This window comes from Brevibacterium sediminis, from assembly GCF_013623905.1.
Classification (GTDB): Bacteria; Actinomycetota; Actinomycetes; order Actinomycetales; family Brevibacteriaceae; genus Brevibacterium; species Brevibacterium sediminis.
On the sequence record NZ_JABKDD010000001.1, the window covers coordinates 682155 to 700270 of the forward strand.

The window sequence follows — 18116 nt, forward strand, 5'->3', positions numbered from 1 at the left end:
TCCTTTCGCGGTAACGGTGCCGCAGTCATCACCGGGCGGTGGCCGTGCGGCGGGCGACGACCTCGGTGGCGGTGTCCAAGACGGAGGCCGAATCGACCTCGGTGACCCCGTTCTCGAGGTCGACGGTGAAGATCGTCGGGGCGATCTGCCGGACGAAATCCGGTCCGCCCGTCGCCGAGTCGTCGTCGGAGGCGTCGAAGAGGGCTTCGACGGCAACCCCAATCGCCTGCTCGTGGTCGAGGTCGGCCCGCCACAGCTTCTTCAGCGCCCCGCGGGCGAAACCGGAACCGGAGCCGATGGAATGGAATCGGTGCTCTTCGTACTTTCCGCCGGTGACGTCGAAGCTGAAGATCTGACCCTGCGGTCTGGATACGTCGACTCCGGCGAACAGCGGGACGACGGTGAGTCCCTGCATCGCCAGCCCGAGGTTTCCGCGCAGCATCGCAGCCAAGCGGTTGGCTTTGCCGTTGAGCGAGAGACGGGCGCCTTCGATCTTCTCGTAGTGTTCGAGTTCGAGTTGGAAGAGCCGGATGAGGTCGAGTGCGACCCCGGCGGTGCCGGCGATGCCGATGACGGAGTAGTCGTCGGCGGCTTTGACCTTCTCCATCGAGTGCGAGGCGATGAGGTTGCCGATCGTCGCTCTCCGGTCACCGGCCATGAGGATGCCCGAGGCGGTGCGGAAGCAGATGATCGTCGTGCCCTCCGGGGACTGTTCGGCCAGATCCCGCACACCGGGGTGCGGCAGCGCTTCAGGCGCCGAGGAGCGGGCGAGTTCGACGAACGAATTGCTCGTCGAACTCAAGAATGCAGGAGGGAATCCTGCCATCTCATTGGCCGCCCTTCTGCACGAAGTTCTTGACGAACTCCTCCGCGTTCGACTCGAGCACACCGTCGATCTCGTCGAGGATGGAATCGACGTTCTGAGTGTTGATCTGTCCCTGCACGGCCTCCGGCGGATCGACGGGGGCGTCTCCCCCACCGGACGATTTGTCTCTCTGGACCTGTTCCTGCGAGCTCATCTCACACTCCTTCAGTCGTTCTTCGAACTCAGTCTATCCACTCCGAGTGCCTTGAGCAGGCCCTCGGCGGTTTCGATTCCCTTCACCCGATCGGCAAGCAGCTCACGGGTGCCTTTGAGCGGTTCGTGCATGGGCAGACGCACCACACCGAGGGCTCCCGCGTTGACCACGAGCGAGTCCCAGCTGGCGGCGACCAGATCCTCGCCGAGGCGGCTGACCGCCACGGAGCGCAGGAACGCGCGGGTCCCGTCGGGTGCGTTGACCACGGCGGCTTCGACCTCGGCGTCGGTGGTCATCCGACGGATGCGGCCGGCTCGTTCGAGCTTGTGGAACAGTCCCTTCTCCGGGCGCACATCGTGGTACTGGACGTCGATGAGGGCCAGCTTCGGATGGTCCCAGTCGATTCCCTCACGAGAACGGTAGCTCTCGAGCAGCACCCATTTGGCGACCCAGTCGATGGAGTCGGCCAGGGTCGTAGGGTCGGTCGAGAGCCCATCGAGGAATCGGCGCCATTCGGCGAGCACCTCGGCAGTTTCGGCATCCTCGGCATCGGCGTGTTCGAGGCACGCGGAGTAGAAGGCTTCTTGAATCTCCAATGCCGTTGTCGTCGTACCGTCGCTCAGCGCCAGCGGAGCCCTGAGGTCGAGGTCGTGGCTGACGTCCCACAGTGCCTGCAGGGCATCGGCGAGTTCGATCTGCGGTGCCAGCCCGGCCTCGATGAGTCCGAGGACGAGGGAGGTCGAACCGAAGCGGACGAACGTCGCAGGCTCCGCCAGGGTGGCGTCGCCGATGATCACGTGCAGCCGGCGGTATTTCGCGGGATCGGCATGTGGTTCGTCCCGGGTGTTGACGATGGGACGGCGCAGGGTGGTCTCGAGCCCCACTTCGGCTTCGAAGAAGTCGGCGCGGGACGAGATCTGGAAGCCCTTGCCCTCGCCTTCGCGACCGATGCCGACCCGTCCGGATCCGCACAGGATCTGCCGGGTGACGAAGAACGGGACGAGGCCCGCGACGATGTCGTCGAAGTCCGTGGACCGGTCGACGAGGTAATTCTCATGGGTGCCGTAGGAGGCTCCCTTGGAGTCCGTGTTGTTCTTGTACAGATTGACCGGTTCCGCGCTCTTCTCGAGGGTCCGCACCGATTCGAGGGCGACGAGGTCGCCGGCCCGGTCGAAGGTGACGATATCGCGTGGAGTGAGGACTTCCGGGGACGAGTACTCGGGATGAGCGTGGTCGACGTAGTAGCGGGCACCGTTCTCCGTGACGACGTTCGCCAGGTACTGGGCTTCGACGTCGTCCTGCGGGATATGGGTCAGCTGCGAGGAGTCGGCGTCGGCGATGTTCATGAAGAAGCCGCGGGCGTCGGCCAATGGAGACTCGGTGGCGAAGTCCCAGAAGTTCTGGGACGACTTCAGTCCGCGCGGCCCGGCATAGGCGTCGACGACACGCGCCGAGTCCCGCATCGGGTTCGCTCGCGGATTGCCCGGCTGGCTGAGGCCGAACTCCGTCTCGGCTCCCATGACGCGCCTGACTCTGAGCATCTGATTCTCCTCCAAGGTCTAGACTCGGGGACGTGGCAACGAAGAAATCTCATCTCCCCATCGCACTGATCGTCGACCTCATCCTCGTGGTTCTGTTCACGATCGTCGGTCATTACACACATTCTCACAATTTCGATCCGCAGGGGCTGATGACCACAGCGTGGCCGTTCGTCGCAGCCCTCGTCATCGCCTGGCTGCTCACGGCCGTCTGGGATCGGCCGATCGCTCCGTTGGCCACGGGAACCGGGGTCTGGGCTATCACCGTCCTCGTCGGACTCGTCCTGCGCGGTGTCACCGGAGCCGGCGGCGATCCGGGGTCGGTGCCGGTGAGCTTTATGATCGTCGCGACGTCGCTCAACCTCATCACTCTGGTCGGTTGGCGTCTCATCGCCACGGCCGTCTCCGGGGGTTCGGGCCGCCGCAAGCGCAGCCGTTGAGCATCTTCCCCTTCGGCACTGTGCACGGCCGGTAACGAGACGAGCCCGCCGCTTCCGTCAGCTGACGGAAGCGGCGGGCTCGTCGTTCTTACCGGACCCTTCTCAGACGAGGTCCGAGTTGGGCCGCACCTCGGCGATGTCGGTCTCGTACGGCACTGTCGGGGCTCCCCTGGTCGTGTCGAGGTGCATCATCCGCAGATGAGTGACCCGTTCACCCTTGCGCCCGGAGATCCGTGCCCATTCGTCGGGGTTCGTCGTGTTCGGCAGGTCTTCGTGTTCGCTGAACTCTTCGGCGATCGCATCCTCGAAGTGGCCGGGGCGCAGGCCGCGCTCGCCGGTGTCGAGCAGCGATTTGATTGCCGCCTTCTTCGCACGGTCGACGATGTTGTGGATCATCGCGCCGGAGGCGAAGGCCGAGAAGTGGAGGATTTCCTTCGACCCGTCGGCGTAGCTGACCTCGACGAATTCGTTCTCCGGAGTCTCTGCGAACATCCGTTCGACACAGCTGTCGATGAGTGCCGAGACCGCCTCGGCGGGGGTGTCGTGGCCGGCGAGCACGCTCGAATGCAGGGGCAGCTCCGCGGTGAGGTACTTCTCGAAGATGTCTCGGGCCGCTTCGGCGTCGGGGCGTTCGATGCGGATCTTCACATCAAGCCGGCCGGGGCGCAGGATCGCGGGGTCGATGAGGTCTTCGCGGTTCGACGCACCGATGACGATGACGTTGTCGAGCTGTTCGACTCCGTCAATCTCGGTGAGCAGCTGCGGCACGATCGTCGTCTCCACGTCCGACGACTTGCCGGTGCCGCGGGTGCGGAACAGTGATTCCATCTCGTCGAAGAACACCACGACGGGGAAGCCGGCCGACGCCTTCTCGCGTGCCCGGGCGAAGATCAGGCGCAGCTGACGTTCGGTTTCGCCGACGTACTTGTCGAGCAGCTCCGGACCTTTGATGTTGAGGAAGTAGGTCTTGCTCGTGCGGACCTTTCCGGTGCGGTCGGCCAGGGAGTTCGCCACGGCCTTTGCGATGAGCGTCTTTCCGCAGCCGGGAGGGCCGTAGAGCAGGATGCCCTTGGGCGGTTTGAGTCCGTGTTCGGTGTAGAGCTCGGGATGTTCGAAGGGCAGTTCGACGGCATCCTTGATCTGTTCGATCTGGTCGGCCAGTCCGCCGATGTCCTGGTAGGTGATGTCGGGGACTTCTTCGAGCAGCAGCGAGGAGACCTCGGGCTTCTCGACGACCTGCAGCGCGTAATGGGTCCGGGTGTCGACGATGACGGCATCGCCGACGCGCAGTCCTGCGTCGACGAGGCCGGCGGCGAGGGTGAAGACCTGCTCGTCATCGCCGGGAGCTCCGACGAGGATGCGCTGGGAGTCGACGAACTCACGGACGTTGACGACCGATCCCACGGGTGGGAACTCGCCGGTGCCGATGATGACGAGGCCTTCGGACAGGAGCACATCGGCTCCGGCTCGCAGCGTCTCGGGTTCGATTTCGGGGGCGACGGCCACGCGCATGCGTCGTCCGCCGACGATGACATCGGCCGTCACTGCGTTCTCGCCGAGCGCGATGAGCGTGCCCCAGTTGTTCGGCGGCTCGGTCAGGCGCCGAGCCTCTTCCTTGATCCGGTTCAGCTCATCACGGGCCGTGCGCAGAGTCTTCGACAGTGCTTCATTGCGTTTGCCCGCTGTGTAGAGCTGCTGGCGCAGGGACGCGGTGTCCTCGCGCAGCTTCTTCACCTCGGTCGTGGTCTCTGTCATCGATCCTCCTTCGGCCCTGTGCTGTTGCTGGTCGGGCTTTCTGTGACATCTGTGGGCTGCGCATCTGCGGAGTCCTCGGGCTCGGTGCGCAGGCGTCTGCCGGCCTCTCGCATCACCCGGCGCAGCTTCTTGCCGTGCGCGGTGCGGGTGCCGATCGCCGCCTCGGTGACTTCGGGCTCCGTCCACGCCGCCACATCCTCGGCGGCCGCGGTGGCTCCCTGGGGGCGTTTCTTCTTCTCCAGCGGACTGATGCCGTCGGCCATTCGGCGGGCCATGATGAGGAACCCGGTGTGGGCGATCATCCGGTGGTCGGGCCGGACGGCGAGTCCGTCGACGTGCCAGCCGCGGACCATGGCCTCCATGGACTCGGGTTCGGCGAACTTGCCGGAAGCGCGCAGGGCTTCGACGAAGCGTGAGAGCTGCGGGACAGTGGCGACATACGCGATGACGATTCCCCCGGGTGTCAGGGCTTCGCTGACGGCCTCGAGCGTGTTCCAGGGGGTGAGCATGTCGAGGACGACGCGGTCGACGCTGCCGGGCCCGAAGGTCTGCGGCAGAGTTTCGGCGAGGTCGCCCACGGTGACGGACCAGTTGTCCGGTTCGCCGTCGAAGAAGTCGGCGATGTTTCCGGCCGCGATCGTGGCGAATTCCTCACGCAGTTCGAACGAGTGCACGGATCCCGTCGCGCCCACGGCGCGCAGCAGCGCCATCGACAGGGCTCCGGATCCGACGCCGGCTTCGACGACGGTGGCGCCGGGGAAGATATCGCCGAGGGTGACGATGAGTCCCGAATCCTTCGGGTAGACGACTGCGGCGCCGCGGGGCATGGAGAGCACGAAGTCCTCGTAGCGCGGGCGGAAGACCTGGAAGTCGACTCCCCCGGTGTTCGCGACGATGATTCCTTCTGTGCGCCCGATGATGTCGTCGTGGCTGATGAGGCCCTTGTTCGTGTGGAAGTGCTCACCCGGGGCGAGCACGAAGGTGTGCATCCGCCCCTTGGGGTCGGTGAGCTGGACCTTCTCTCCGCGGCTCAGAACGCGCGGGGGCAGGGAATGCAGTGGCTGAGTCATGATGAGTCCACTCTACGCTGGTGAGGATTGCCTCACACAACCGGCTCAGGCTGCCAGGAGTTCGTCGAAGAATTCCTGCAGGTCGATGACTCCGACCAGGGTGTTGCCGTCCATGACCAGGCTGAACTGCGCCTTGGGGCGGTGGGTGAGCGATTCGAGCAGGTGCGGGGCCGTGATGTCCTTCGGCACTCCGATCCACCCGGCCAGAGGGCGGGCGACCTCGCCGGCGGGAACCGCTTCGAGGGTTTCGGCGAGGCGACCGGCTGCGGCGTGCCGGTCGACGAGACCGTACGGCAGCCCCTTCTGGTCGAGGACGACGATGAGGGTGCGCTCCTTCGCGTTCCCGAGCGTGTTCGCATAGTCGAGGGTGTCGGCCAGGTCGGCATCCCAGGTGGCGGCGATCGCGGGCTGGATGACCTGGGAGAGGTCGTAGGTCTCCATCTTCCGGGCCCGCTTAGCGTGGGTGGCGGCATCTCCGGCGGAGAACCACAGCATGATCGCAATGAGCGACATCCAGGCCACGGTCAGCGGTTCCGGCCGATCACCGCGGAGCAGCGGGGTGATGACCGACCAGCCGATGAAGCCGACGGCGATGATCCGGCCGACCCAGCTGGCCACGATCGTGCCGAGGAACTGCGAACCGGTGATGCGCCACATGATCGCCTGCAGCGCCCAGCCGCCGTCGAGCGGAATGCCCGGCAGCAGGTTGATCGCACCGAGGGCGACGTTGGCGAAGGTGACGGCGATGAGCAGCAGCCACGGCACCGAGGTGGGGCTGGCGGCGCTGAGACACCACCATCCCAGCAGGGCCAGGACGATGTTGACGATGGGGCCGACGATGGAGATGACGAAGCTCGTCATCGCCGCTTTGTCGCGCGGGTTGTCCATCTGGGGCTCGAAGCGGGTGAACCCTCCCCAGATGTTCAGCTCGATCGCGGCGACCTTCTGTCCGTAGAACTGGCCGGCGACGCCGTGCGCGAGTTCGTGGAGGAACACGGACGCGAAGAGGAGCACCGCATAGGCGAAGGCGACGAACCAGGCCCCGATCCCCAGATCCGGTCGGACCTGGTTGAGCCACGGGGTGAAGAGGATGGTGATCACGATGGCGGCGAGGAACCACGACCACGCCAGAATCACCGGAGCGCCGAGGACAGTGCCCAGGCGCAGACCCGATGACGCACCGGGGTGGTGGTTTTTCGCGGCCATTGAAGGGGTTCCTCCGGTCGATGTCGTGGTCAGCGGACCACTGAGGGTCGGTTACTCAGCCTAACAGCGACGACGCACTCATCGCTGGTCGCCACGTCGTGTCCGTGCAGGTCGTTACAGTGGAGTTATGGCCGAGCTCACCAGTTTGTCGCCCTCCCGGGCCAATGACTTCATCCAATGCCCTCTGAAGTTCCGTTTCCGCAGCATCGACAAGCTGCCGGAGCCGCCTTCGCAGGCGGCGTTCCGCGGCACGGTGGTCCATGCGGTGCTCGAGAAGCTGTTCACCGCACCGGCGGCCGAGCGCACGGCGGAGCTCGCGCAGACGATGCTCATGCCGGCGTGGGACGAGCTCGTCGAGAAGGACCCGGATGTGCTCGAGATCTTCGAGGGCGAATCGGAGAAGGAGACGTTCTTCACATCGGCGCGTCGGCTCATCGATTCCTACTTCGTGCTCGAGTATCCCGAGCATCTCGAACCGGAGGAGACGGAGAAGTTCGTCCGCACCACACTGGACAGCGGTCTCGAGCTGCGCGGGTTCATCGACCGCGTCGACGTCGCCCCGGGTGGGGAGCGGCGCCTCGTCGACTACAAGACGGGCAAGCAGCCGAAACCTCAGTACGGACGAGAAGCCAAGTTCCAGATGGGCTTCTACGCTCTCGTCGTCTACCGACTCTCCGGCGAGCTCGTCCACACCCTGCAGCTGATGTACCTGGGTTCGCGCAGCGTGCTGAAGTCTCATCCGACGATGGCGGAGGTCGAACAGACCCAGTTCGAGATCGATGCCATCTGGAAGGACATCATCGCCTCGGCCGAGTCGGACCGGTGGCGGCCGAAGAAGTCACCGCTGTGCAACTGGTGCACCTTCAAGCCGCTGTGCCCGGCGTGGGGCAACACCGCTCCCCCGACTCCGGAGATCACGAAGATCGTGGGAGCGTAGAGCTCAGGCGCTCTGCTGCGCACGGAGTCGTCGCAGGTCGGCGACACTGCGGCCTTCGAGGGTCTCCCATAGGGTTCGACCCGGACGGGGTTCGAGGTCGATGAAATGCGGGATCCCGATCGCAATGGTGCCGGCCGCCTCGGCACTGGCCAGACCCGGCTTCGAATCCTCCAGTGCCACACAGTCGGCAGGGGCGAGGTCGAGCAGCGCAGCCCCACGCAGGTAGGGCTCGGGATCCGGTTTGCCGGCGGTCACCTCATCGCCGGAGACGAGACCGGCGAAGCTGTCGGGCGGACAGCTGGCGATGACTGCCTCGGCCAGCGGGCGGTACGACATCGTGACCATGACGCTCGGAATGCCTTCGGTCTTCAGTTCGGCCAGCAGCTCCAGCGCACCGGGGCGGAAAGGCACGGACTCTCGGATCTGTCCGATGACGTTGCCCATCAGGGTCTCGACGATCTCCTCGGCGGGCAGGTCGAGCCCGGCCTCACGCATCATTCGGGCGGAGACGATCAGCTCGTTTCCGACGAATTCGAGCCCCTGCTCTTCCGACCAGGACAGCCCGTGGGCGTTCATGAGTTCGGTCTCTGCGCGGATCCAATACGGTTCGGTGTCGACGAGGGTTCCGTCCATGTCCCACAGGACGGCGGCAGGGTCGGCTGATGCATGGTTCGTCATACGCCCAGCGTAGTCTGGAACCATGAGTATTCTTCCATCCGGGTCCGGGGCACTCGTCTTCATCGCCTTCGAAGGTCAGGATGCCGATGCTTCCGAAGCGGCGAGTTCGCTGGTCAAGGATCTCATCGAGGTCTGGCACCTGGACGACTCCGAGATCCTCGACACCGATGGGTTCTACGAATTCCGCTTCTCCGAACCCGAGATCATCCGCGACGAGGACGGGACGGCGTCGATCGCCTGGCCGGGCATCGCGGTCCACCGAGGTCGCCTCGGCGAGCAGTCGATCACGGTCATCCACGGTCACGAACCGGGATTGAAATGGCGGGAGTTCCTCTCCCTCGTCCTCACCCACGTCGGCGATGACGATGCCGTCATCCTCCTCGGCGGTCTCCATGCCGAGGTTCCGCATACGCGTCCGCTGCCGGTGGTGGCCAATACGGAGGACGCAGAGCTTGCGTCCGAGCTCGGCATCGACGCCAACGGCTATGAGGGCCCCATCGGCATTCTCGGTCTCCTCGGCGTCGCCTGCCGGTGGCGCGGAGTCCGCGCCGTCAACCTGTGGGTGGGAGTACCGGACTATCTGGCCGAGTCGCCGTCGCCGAAAGCCGAACTCGCGTTGGCGAAGGCAGTCGAACGCTATGCCGGCATCGAAATCGACATCCACGTGCTCGAGGAGGAGAGCCGGGCATGGGAGCTCGGCGCCGATGAACTCGTCTCCTTCAATCCCCGGCTGGCAGAGCTCGTTCAAGCGCTGGAGAAGCAGAACGATTCGACGGAGCTGCCCGAAGCCAGCGGAGACGCCATCGCGGCCGAGTTCGAACGCTATCTGCGCAAACGCGGCCGCGATAAGTGAATCGCCGACTCCCGGTGGTCAGGCGGTGAACGCCGAGAGCTGTTAGTCGAGCGATATCAGTCGAGCAGGCGGATGCCCAGGAGGGCATCGACGGCGTCGGCAACTCGGTCGCCGGTGATGGCCGCTGTCTCCGACGGATCGGAGTCCGCATAGTGTTCGGCCCATTCGTCGAGGATCCCGAGAGCCCGCGGGCTGTCGAGGTCATCGGTGAGTGCTTCGCGCAGCAGGCCGATGATGTGCTCGCGCAGACCCTGGCGACATTCTGATTCGCATTTGGCCGCATGCTTCCATGCCTGCAGGCGTGCTTCTGCGATGGACAGCTGCTCCTCGGTGAAGCTCCAGTCGCTGCGGTAGTGGTTGGACAGGATCACGGTGCGAATGGCCATGGGGTCGACTCCGCGCTCGCGCAGCTTCGAGACGAGGACGAGGTTGCCCTTGGACTTGCTCATCTTCTCGCCGTCGAGGCCCACCATTCCGGTGTGCATATAGGTCTTCGCCATGGGTGTGTCCCGCCAGGCAGCAGCATGGGCGGCACTCATCTCATGGTGAGGGAAGATGAGGTCGCTGCCGCCTCCCTGCACGTCGACGGGGAAGCCGAGATACCGATCGGCGATGACAGTGCATTCGACATGCCAGCCCGGTCGTCCCTGGCCCAGTGTGCCTCCGTCCCAGGACGGTTCGCCTTCGCGTTCGGCCCGCCACAGCAGCGGATCGATGGGATTCTCCTTGCCCGGAGTCTCGGGGTCACCGCCGCGTTCGGCCGAGAGCGCTGCCATGGTCTCGGCGTCGTCATGGCTGACTGTGCCGAAAGGTGGGGTGATCTGCGTCGACACACGGTAGTAGACGTCACCGCTGTCGAGAGTGTAGGCGGCCCCCTTGTCCACGAGATCGCGGACGCCGGCGGCGATCTCGTCGACGGATTCGACGACGCCGATGAAGTTCGCCGGCGGGATCACCCGCAGGGCTTCCATATCCTCTCGGAAGAGATCGATCTGCGACGAGGCGAGTTCGCGCCAGTCGACTCCCGTGGCGTCGGCCCTCTCCAGCAGCGGATCGTCGACGTCAGTGGTGTTCTGTGCGTACTCGACCTCGAGTCCCGCATCACGCCAGATCCGGTTGAGCAGGTCGAAGGCCACATAGGTGGAGGCGTGCCCGAGGTGCGTCGCATCGTAGGGGGTGATGCCGCAGACGTAGAGTCGAGCGGTCTGCTTGGATCCGCGCAGCCTGCGCGGGCTGCGTGTGCTCGTATCAAAAACCGTAGGCACCTTGCCGGTGCTGGTCAGACGGGGCAGTTGAGGTTCGGGCCATGACTTCACGGCACCCAGCCTAACCGAGAGGCAGGCGTTCGGCACTTCCGAGGCGAAGTGATGCCGGTTTCAGATCGGCGGCCAGGGAATTGCGGTGCGATCGTCCGGTGCGTCGGGGAAGAACTCGGCGGCGAGAAGCCGGTCGGCCCTGTCTTTCAGAGCCTCGATCTCGTCTGCCGACAGGCAGTCGCTCAGCTGCGTCCGCAGCCTCTCGTCCATGGCGGTGACTTCCTGAAGCGCATCGATCTCTTCGGCGCAGAACGAGGTGCGAGAGAAACCCCACAGAACGGTGCGCAGCTTCTCCTCATTGTGGAAGGTCAGTCCGTTGTCGATGCCGAAGACGCCGATGTCGGCCGCGGCGGTGCTCGGCAGGCAGCTGCCGGTGATGACATGACCGGCTTTGCGGTCGGCGTTGTTCGCGAGCAGGTCGAAGAAGGCAATGGAACGCAGGCTCTCGTCGACGGAATGGGAGAGTACGAGGTCGCGTCCGTCCTCGGTGCGCAGAGCGAAGATCGGTGTGTGATCGACGGGGATCGCGTTGACCGTCGACAGGGTCACGGCTTCGTCATCGTCGGAGGCTTCGACATAGGCCTGCAGGGATCCGCGGCCGGCGGGCAGATCATCGCGCAGAACCGTCGGCGGAACGACCCCCAGGTCGAGTGCGGCGGAGAGTCGATACGCCGCCACCTCGCGCAGGGCCAGTGTCTGTGCCGGGAAATCGTGCAGGGGCCGTTCGCCCGAGATGGGTTTGTAGACGGCCTTGATCGCCCGGCCCTCGTGTTCGAGCACGAGCAGTCGGGTGTCGTTGCTGGCGCGTGGGATCGATCCCATCTCCGTCCACTCCCCCGCAGCCAGTGCGTCGAGGAGAATCCCGTGGTCCATCACGGTTCAGGCGCGCGGGATCCCGTTGGCCCGGGGACACAGATGGCCGTCGGGTTCGAGCGGGAGGGAGCAGAACGGGCAGTCTCCGCGTCCGGCGCTGACGACCTGTTCTCCGCGGCGGGCGAATTCTCGGGCGGCGGCGGCGCCGAGGACGATGCGCAGGACTTCGCGTTCGACTTCGTCGTCATCGGGGTCGGCGGAGGTTCCGGCCTGGGCGTCCGCCTCGGTGAGTTCGAAGCATTCGATGACGAGTTCGTGCTTGACGGTGTCCCAGCCCAGGCTCATCGTGCCGACGCGGAACTCCGGTTCGATGGGCACGTTGAGCCCGGCGTTGTCGATGAGATCGTCGAGCGCCGTCTGCGGCACCCGCGCGGCCGTATCCTTGATCATCACCATATCGAGCAGTTCGGTGATCCGGTCGGAGAGGATCTCGACCTGCTCCTTCTCGACGACCACGGTCGTCAGCGCGTTGCCGGACTTCGCCTGGAGGAGGAACGTCCTCTCACCGGGGAGTCCGATTGTGCCGACGACGAAACGATCGGGTGTGGGGTGGTCGTACAGAGCTGCCATGTCTTCAGCCTAGTTCAAAGACTTACATGACGGTCCGGCCTGGGATACATTTGAGTCATGAGCACTGATCCTCGTGAGGCCCTGGACGCATTCCTCGAAGCAGTGAGAGAGCACTACGCTGCATCCGCGCACCGCAATGGTGACCAAGACCCCCGAGTCGAAGCCGCTTATATGGCTTTGGCCGATGCCTTCGAAATCTACGAAGACGCGATCTACACCGCGTTCGACGAAGTCACTCCATTCGAACTCTTCGATGACGTCGAGGATGCCAAGGACGATGACGAGTTCCTCCTCGACGATGACGACGAGGACGACTGAGGGCCTGACAGAGCGTCGGACCTGCCGCTCTAGTCCGACGGACCCCAGGAGATCTGGTCGAGCACTTCGGCGATCTCATCCGCCAGTTCGACCTCGCTGGCGGTGACCTCGGCCAGCTGTGCCGAAGTGCGCGGCGAGACCAGGGTGCTCGCGATACCGTGCTGTCGGTTGAACGCCAGGGCGATGTCCAATGTCGACACGCCCAGAGCGGTCGCGGCACGACGGACGCCGGCAAGCACACGGTTCGACCGCTCGTCGAGGTAGGCACCGGCGTATTCGCTCAGCTCCCCCGCCAACCGCGAATCCTGGGGAGTCGCGTTCCGGTACTTGTCGGTGAGCACTCCGCGCCCCAGTCCCGCTCCGGCGATGAGTGAGACTCCCGCATAGTCGGCGGCCGGAACGAGCTCTGCCTCGGCCTCGCGGTTGAGCAGCGAGTATTCTGCGACGACACACGCGACCGGAATCCCGGCCCCGCGCATCTCCGCCAGCTGCCAACCGGTGTGGTGGGACACGCCCACGTAGCGGATCTTCCCGAGAGTGAGCAGGGTCTCGACCGCCGATGCGGTCTCGGCACGGTCGACCTCGGCATCGAAGACGTCGAGGACGAGCACGTCGAGGTGGTCGCGACCGACTGTGCGCAGCAGGGAATCGACTTGGCTGAGGATTCTCGAGCGCCCGAGTCCGGCCTCGATGTGGCCGGGTTCACTGATGGACACGCCCACCCGGGCCAGCAGCAGAATCTCTTCGGGAAGTCTCAGCCGTCCGAGCACCTCGGCGGAGATCGTAGCCGAGCTGGGCAGCTCGATGAGGTTGCCACCTGCGTCTTTGTACTCATCGACGAGGCGCTGGGCGACCTGGTCATCGACCCGATGCCCCCACTCGAAGGTTCCGAGACCCACATCGCTGACGTCCAGACCGGTAGTGCCGAGGCGTTGGTGCTTCATGCTTCTTGAGGTTACCCGATGCTGCGACTACCGTGGTTTCGTTCCCACCTCATATTCTCAAGGAGTCGTATGTACGACTGGCTGGTCGCTGCCGTGCTCGGAATCGTGCAGGCACTCACCGAGTTCCTCCCGATCTCCTCCTCGGCGCATGTGCGCATCGTCGGCGAACTTATGCTGCCCGGTTCGGATCCGGGCGCGTTCTTCACCGCCATCATCCAGATCGGCACCGAGGCGGCCGTCGTCGTCTACTTCTGGCGCGATATCGTCACAATCATCTCCAAATGGTGCAAGGCACTCGTCGGCAAGCATGATCGCAGGGACCCCGAGGTGCGCCTGGGTTGGCTGATCATCGTCGGTTCGATTCCCATCGTCATCATCGGCCTGCTCTTCCAGGACTACATCGAGGGTGCACTGCGCAGCCTCTGGATCACCGCGACGATGCTCATCGTCTTCGGTCTCATCATCGGCATCGCCGACTGGGCCGGGAAACGCGAACGCACCCTCGAGGACATGAACTGGGGTCAGGGCATCCTGTTCGGCTTCGCGCAGGCGCTCGCCGTCATTCCCGGCGTGTCACGCTCGGGCGGCACGATCATGGCCGGCCGTTTCATGGGCTTCGATCGTCCAGCGGCGGCTCGCTACTCGTTCCTGCTCGCCATTCCCGCCGTCGTCGGTTCCGGTCTCTACGGTGTGGCGCAGACGCTCGGTCGGAGTGAAGCCATGGTTCTCGGCTGGGGACCGACGATCCTCGCCACAGTGATTTCGTTCGCTCTCGGTCTCGTCGTCATCCACTGGTTCCTCAAGTACGTGGAGACGAAGTCCTTCGCCATCTTCGTCTGGTACCGCGTGGCCCTGGGCATCGTCCTCTACATCCTGCTCGGCACCGGAGTCCTCGCAGCAGTCTGAGCCCGCGCGTTTCATTTCGGGCTGTCGTCCGACACTCCAGCATCATCTGATCCCGGCATTCGCTCCTGAGTGCCGGGATCAGCGCATTCCGCCGCCGCCGACGGCGGCCGATTGGGCGAGTCCGGCGGCGGTCACCGACATCGCCGCGAGCACCGGCCTGTCACCGGAGAAGTCGATGACCGTGAACGATCCGGGAGCGACGCTCAGCCGTTGGAAATCGTCCAGCGGCATCCCCAGGGCGTCGGCGATGATCGCCTTGATGATGTCTCCATGGGAGACGATCATCGCCCACCGAGGCGGCGCCGATTTCTCGGTACCGTCCGTGGGCACTGCATCGGGCCGTGCTTCGGCATCGGCACGTTCGTCCTTACGCAGCTGGGCCACGAGATCACGGACTCGGGCTGTGGAACGTTCGGCCGCCTCGGTGATGGATTCCCCTCCGGGGAACCTGGCCTGCGACGCCGACTTCACTACGGTCGCCCACAGGGGCTCCTGGCCCAGTTCCTTGAGTGGCCGGCCCGTCCATTCGCCGTAGTCGAGCTCGATGACGGCCTCGTCGACGTCGATGCGATCGAAGTCAGCTGTTTCGGCTGCGATCGATGCGGTCTGTTCGCAGCGCTGCAGGGGCGAATGCAGCAGCTGGGTGAAGTGCCGATGCGGCAGCAGTTCGAGGTTGGCCCGCAGTGCCCGGGTTCCCTCATCGGTGAGGGACACGCCGGGTGCGCGTCCGGCCAGGATTCCGGAGACGTTGGCGCTGGAGAGGCCGTGCCGCAGCAGAACGATGACGGGCATACCCTCAAGATTAGCCCAGATCGTCTAGGGTGAGGCTATGAAACGTCAGCGTCCACGTATGACATACGAGTTCCGCAAGGTCTCGTTCTCTCGTGATGTGCCGCGGTCGGTCAGCCTGCAGGAACTCAACGACCAGGCGGAATACGGCCAATGGGAGCTCGCCCGCACCCGCATATCGGTCGGCGGAGTCCGCACCGTGTGGCTGCGCCGGAAGATCATGCCGTTGACGATGAGCAGCTGATGGTGTGAGATCGCCTTCCCTCGTTCCTGTTCTCACTGCCGGCCTCGTCACGATCACTGCAGGAGCGGCGATGTCCCTGCAGGGACGAGCGAACGGTCTGCTCGGGCAGGTGCTCGGACATGCCGTCTTCGCCGCGCTCGTCTCATTCTTCGTCGGCCTCCTCTGTGTCGGCATCGCCTTGGCAGTCTCGGCCCGATCCCGTGCTGCCGGCCGACGTCTCATCGCGCTGCTGCGGGATCGTACGCTGCCCTGGTGGATGCTCCTCGGGGGCTTGAGCGGCTGCCTCGTCGTCATCGCACAGGCCACGACCATTCCGCGGATCGGCGTGGCCATGTTCACGATGGCGTTCGTCTCCGGCCAGGTCACCGGTGGGCTCATCGTCGATGCCACCGAGCTGCCGCCGGGCGGCCGTCAGCGTCTGAGCGTCCTGCGCATCCTCGGCGTGGTCATCGTCCTCGCTTCCCTGGCCTTCGCCGCAGGTGACCGCCTGCAGTCGGGGATTCCGCTGTGGACTCCCCTGCTCCCGCTCGTCTCCGGGGCACTGACGAGTGTGCAGCAGGCGTTCAACGGCCGTATCCGGGCTGCTGCCGAATCGGCGGTGGTCGCGACGACGGTGAACTTCACGGTCGGCTTCGCAGCACTCGTCGTCGGCACATTCGTCCTGCTCATGACCGGACATCCCTGGCGCGAATTCCCGACCGCGCCGGATCAGTGGTGGATCCTCCTCGGCGGGGCCTTCGGGGTGGTCTTCATCGCCCTGACGACGGTCACCGTAGCCAGGCTGGGTGTGCTGCTGCTCAGCCTGTTCGCGCTCTTCGGCAACCTCGTCGGGGCATTGGCCCTCGATGTGCTGCTGCCGATTCCCGGCTCCGATGTCACGCTGACCACGGTGCTCAGCGCCATCGGAGTGCTCATCGGTATCGTCGTGACGATTCTGCCGGTGCCGGTCGGGCCTTCAACTTCAGCGGTCAGGCCCAAATCAGCGGTCAGGCCTTCATCAGGAAGTCGCCGAGGACCCGCGTCCCGAACTTGAGCGCCGAGATCGGCACCCTCTCGTCGACGCCGTGGAACATGGCCGGGAAGTCGAGGTCGCCGGTCAGCTGGAGCGGAGCGAAGCCGTAGCCGGTGATTCCGAGCTCGGCCATCGACTTGTTGTCCGTGCCTCCGGAGAGCGTATAGGGCAGGACGTTCGCGCTCGGGTCGTCGGCGAGCAGGCTCTTCTGCATCTGCGCGACCAGCGGAGTGTCGAACGGCGACTCGAGCGCCTCGCCTTCGTCCTCGGCGGTGATATCGATCCCCTCCCCCGCGAGTTCCTTGATCTTGAGCATGACGTCCTCGTGCTGTCCCGGCAGAGTGCGACAGTCGACGTAGGCGGTCGCGGTGCCGGGAATGACGTTGTGTTTGTATCCGGCTTCGAGGAACGACGGGTTGGAGGTGTTCTGCAGGGTCGGTGCCACGAACTTCTCGACCGAACCCAGCTCGGCGAGCAGCTGCGGAATCGTCTCTGCCGTGAACTCGATTCCCGTGAGCTCCGAGACGCCTTCGAGGAGCTTCCTTGTGGCCCGGGGGATCTCCTGCGGCCACGGGTGGTTGCCGATCCGGGTGATCGCGGCGGCGAGCCGCGTGACGGGGTTGTCGTCGTTTCGCTGAGATCCGTGTCCGGCGGTGCCGTGAGCGACGAGGTTGAGCCAGGCCAGCCCCTTCTCTGCCGTCTGGATGAGGTAGATCCGCTGGCCGCGGACGTCGACGGAGTAGCCGCCGACCTCCGAGATCGCCTCGGTGGCTCCCGAGAACAGCTCGGGACGGTTGCGCACCATATGGCGGGCACCGTAGTTTCCTCCGGCCTCCTCGTCGGCGAAGAACGCGATCACGAGGTCCCGACGCGGAGTGAGTCCCTGACGGAGCATGGCACGGACGGACGCGACGATCATCGCGTCCATGTTCTTCATGTCCACCGCTCCGCGGCCCCACAGCAGACCGTCTTTGACGACTCCTTCGAAGGGGTCGACGCTCCAGTCCTCCGCGGCCGCCGGAACGACGTCGGTGTGGCCGTGGACGACGAGTGCCGGAGCCTCCGGATCGGAGCCTTTCACACGAGCGACGAGATTGGCCCGGCCCGGGGAGGATTCGACGATTTCGGACTTCAGGTCAACCTCGGAGAGCCAGGACGCGATGAGTTCGGCGGCCGGCAGCTCCGGGTTGGCTTTGTTCCCGCCCCAGTTCTGTGTGTCGATGCGGATGAGCTGACGGCACAGTTCGGTGACTTCGTCCTCTGCGGTGCTGAAATCAAACACGGGACTCCCCTCGATGGTGGTTCGATCACGCGGCAGTGCTGTGATCGGCCTGACAGTCACCACCGTATCCCACCCGCGAGCCCGGCTCACAGACGAACGGGCGTGTATCAGCGGGTCAGAAGTTCATCCGTGGTGATCGGGATCGGGGCGGATGATCATTGAACCCGCAGAAGCCCCGATGCCGCAGACGTCTCCGACTGCCGAATACGAAAATGGCCTCCGGATCGAAATCCGGAGGCCATCTCCTCGTTGTGCGCGAAGGGGGACTTGAACCCCCACGCCCGATAAGTTGGGCACTAGCACCTCAAGCTAGCGCGTCTACCAATTCCGCCACTCGCGCTGGCAACAGAGATAACTCTACATGCG

20 protein-coding genes and 1 tRNA gene are annotated in these 18116 nt (G+C 65.0%); 7 read left to right on the top strand and 14 right to left on the bottom strand.

The features are described from left to right. Positions 1-28 precede the first annotated feature (28 nt). The 3 genes from prcB to dop are packed head-to-tail and all read right to left on the bottom strand — an operon-like array spanning position 29 to position 2560. A complete protein-coding gene (prcB, locus tag HK108_RS03180) occupies positions 29-826 on the bottom strand; it encodes a proteasome subunit beta (RefSeq protein WP_139467231.1) in 798 nt (265 codons plus the stop codon). Position 827: 1 nt separating this feature from the next. Further along, positions 828-1019 carry a ubiquitin-like protein Pup gene (locus HK108_RS03185; RefSeq protein ID WP_025778371.1) on the bottom strand — a complete coding sequence of 64 codons (192 nt, stop codon included), beginning with the start codon at positions 1017-1019 and terminating at the stop codon, positions 828-830. Between the two features lie 11 nt (positions 1020-1030). Next, positions 1031-2560, bottom strand: coding sequence for a depupylase/deamidase Dop (gene dop, locus HK108_RS03190; protein WP_181270502.1), 1530 nt, complete (start codon positions 2558-2560; stop codon positions 1031-1033). Between the two features lie 32 nt (positions 2561-2592). Here dop and HK108_RS03195 point away from each other — a divergent pair, with 32 nt between their 5' ends. After that, positions 2593-2997, top strand: a complete 405-nt coding sequence (locus HK108_RS03195; protein WP_139467233.1) for a DUF3054 domain-containing protein — start codon at positions 2593-2595, stop codon at positions 2995-2997. A gap of 102 nt (positions 2998-3099) precedes the next feature. On the opposite strand, the gene arc is transcribed toward HK108_RS03195, so the two are convergent. From arc to HK108_RS03210, 3 genes are read right to left on the bottom strand one after another with little or no spacing between them, the layout of a single operon-like run. Next, positions 3100-4752, bottom strand: coding sequence for a proteasome ATPase (gene arc, locus HK108_RS03200; protein WP_139467234.1), 1653 nt, complete (start codon positions 4750-4752; stop codon positions 3100-3102). Next, positions 4749-5822 carry a tRNA (adenine-N1)-methyltransferase gene (locus tag HK108_RS03205; RefSeq protein WP_139467235.1) on the bottom strand — a complete coding sequence of 358 codons (1074 nt, stop codon included), beginning with the start codon at positions 5820-5822 and terminating at the stop codon, positions 4749-4751. Before HK108_RS03205 ends, arc begins: the two co-directional genes overlap by 4 nt. 45 nt (positions 5823-5867) lie before the next feature. Continuing rightward, positions 5868-7028, bottom strand: coding sequence for a site-2 protease family protein (locus HK108_RS03210; RefSeq protein WP_139467236.1), 1161 nt, complete (start codon positions 7026-7028; stop codon positions 5868-5870). Between the two features lie 127 nt (positions 7029-7155). On the opposite strand from HK108_RS03210, the gene HK108_RS03215 reads away from it, so the two are divergent. Continuing rightward, a complete protein-coding gene (locus HK108_RS03215; RefSeq protein ID WP_139467237.1) occupies positions 7156-7965 on the top strand; it encodes a RecB family exonuclease in 810 nt (269 codons plus the stop codon). Between the two features lie 3 nt (positions 7966-7968). On the opposite strand, the gene HK108_RS03220 is transcribed toward HK108_RS03215, so the two are convergent. Further along, entirely contained in the window at positions 7969-8643 is a 675-nt protein-coding gene (locus HK108_RS03220) for an HAD family hydrolase (protein WP_139467238.1), read from the bottom strand. A gap of 22 nt (positions 8644-8665) precedes the next feature. On the opposite strand from HK108_RS03220, the gene HK108_RS03225 reads away from it, so the two are divergent. Next, complete coding sequence (locus HK108_RS03225; protein ID WP_139467239.1) at positions 8666-9496, top strand: PAC2 family protein; 831 nt, start codon at positions 8666-8668, stop codon at positions 9494-9496. Positions 9497-9552: 56 nt separating this feature from the next. Here the strand turns inward: HK108_RS03225 and mshC are convergent, their stop codons facing one another. Genes mshC through HK108_RS03240 form a run of 3 tightly spaced genes read right to left on the bottom strand, consistent with a single transcriptional unit; the run spans position 9553 to position 12255 of the window. Then, positions 9553-10812, bottom strand: coding sequence for a cysteine--1-D-myo-inosityl 2-amino-2-deoxy-alpha-D-glucopyranoside ligase (mshC, locus tag HK108_RS03230; RefSeq protein WP_139467240.1), 1260 nt, complete (start codon positions 10810-10812; stop codon positions 9553-9555). 60 nt (positions 10813-10872) lie between these two features. Beyond that, the gene (locus tag HK108_RS03235; protein WP_139467241.1) at positions 10873-11685 is read right to left on the bottom strand and encodes an SCO1664 family protein; all 813 of its coding nucleotides are present in this window, start codon (positions 11683-11685) and stop codon (positions 10873-10875) included. 6 nt (positions 11686-11691) lie between these two features. After that, complete coding sequence (locus HK108_RS03240; protein ID WP_181270503.1) at positions 11692-12255, bottom strand: DUF3090 family protein; 564 nt, start codon at positions 12253-12255, stop codon at positions 11692-11694. Between the two features lie 57 nt (positions 12256-12312). Here HK108_RS03240 and HK108_RS03245 point away from each other — a divergent pair, with 57 nt between their 5' ends. Beyond that, on the top strand, positions 12313-12573 hold the full coding sequence (locus HK108_RS03245) for a hypothetical protein (protein ID WP_025778383.1): 261 nt from the start codon (positions 12313-12315) through the stop codon (positions 12571-12573). A gap of 29 nt (positions 12574-12602) precedes the next feature. Here the strand turns inward: HK108_RS03245 and HK108_RS03250 are convergent, their stop codons facing one another. After that, on the bottom strand, positions 12603-13517 hold the full coding sequence (locus HK108_RS03250) for an aldo/keto reductase (protein ID WP_172169536.1): 915 nt from the start codon (positions 13515-13517) through the stop codon (positions 12603-12605). Between the two features lie 69 nt (positions 13518-13586). On the opposite strand from HK108_RS03250, the gene HK108_RS03255 reads away from it, so the two are divergent. Continuing rightward, complete coding sequence (locus tag HK108_RS03255) at positions 13587-14423, top strand: undecaprenyl-diphosphate phosphatase (protein WP_139467244.1); 837 nt, start codon at positions 13587-13589, stop codon at positions 14421-14423. A gap of 78 nt (positions 14424-14501) precedes the next feature. Here the strand turns inward: HK108_RS03255 and HK108_RS03260 are convergent, their stop codons facing one another. Next, a complete protein-coding gene (locus HK108_RS03260; protein ID WP_181270504.1) occupies positions 14502-15215 on the bottom strand; it encodes a histidine phosphatase family protein in 714 nt (237 codons plus the stop codon). 58 nt (positions 15216-15273) lie between these two features. Here HK108_RS03260 and HK108_RS03265 point away from each other — a divergent pair, with 58 nt between their 5' ends. Further along, positions 15274-15456 (top strand): DUF5703 family protein, encoded by a 183-nt coding sequence (locus tag HK108_RS03265; RefSeq protein WP_139467246.1) that lies wholly within the window; start codon positions 15274-15276, stop codon positions 15454-15456. A gap of 4 nt (positions 15457-15460) precedes the next feature. Continuing rightward, entirely contained in the window at positions 15461-16489 is a 1029-nt protein-coding gene (locus HK108_RS19060; RefSeq protein ID WP_181270505.1) for a DMT family transporter, read from the top strand. On the opposite strand, the gene HK108_RS03275 is transcribed toward HK108_RS19060, so the two are convergent. Continuing rightward, the gene (locus HK108_RS03275) at positions 16443-17750 is read right to left on the bottom strand and encodes a M20/M25/M40 family metallo-hydrolase (RefSeq protein ID WP_181270506.1); all 1308 of its coding nucleotides are present in this window, start codon (positions 17748-17750) and stop codon (positions 16443-16445) included. The genes HK108_RS19060 and HK108_RS03275 overlap by 47 nt on opposite strands. 252 nt (positions 17751-18002) lie before the next feature. Continuing rightward, positions 18003-18090, bottom strand: a tRNA-Leu gene (locus HK108_RS03280). Positions 18091-18116: the final 26 nt, after the last annotated feature.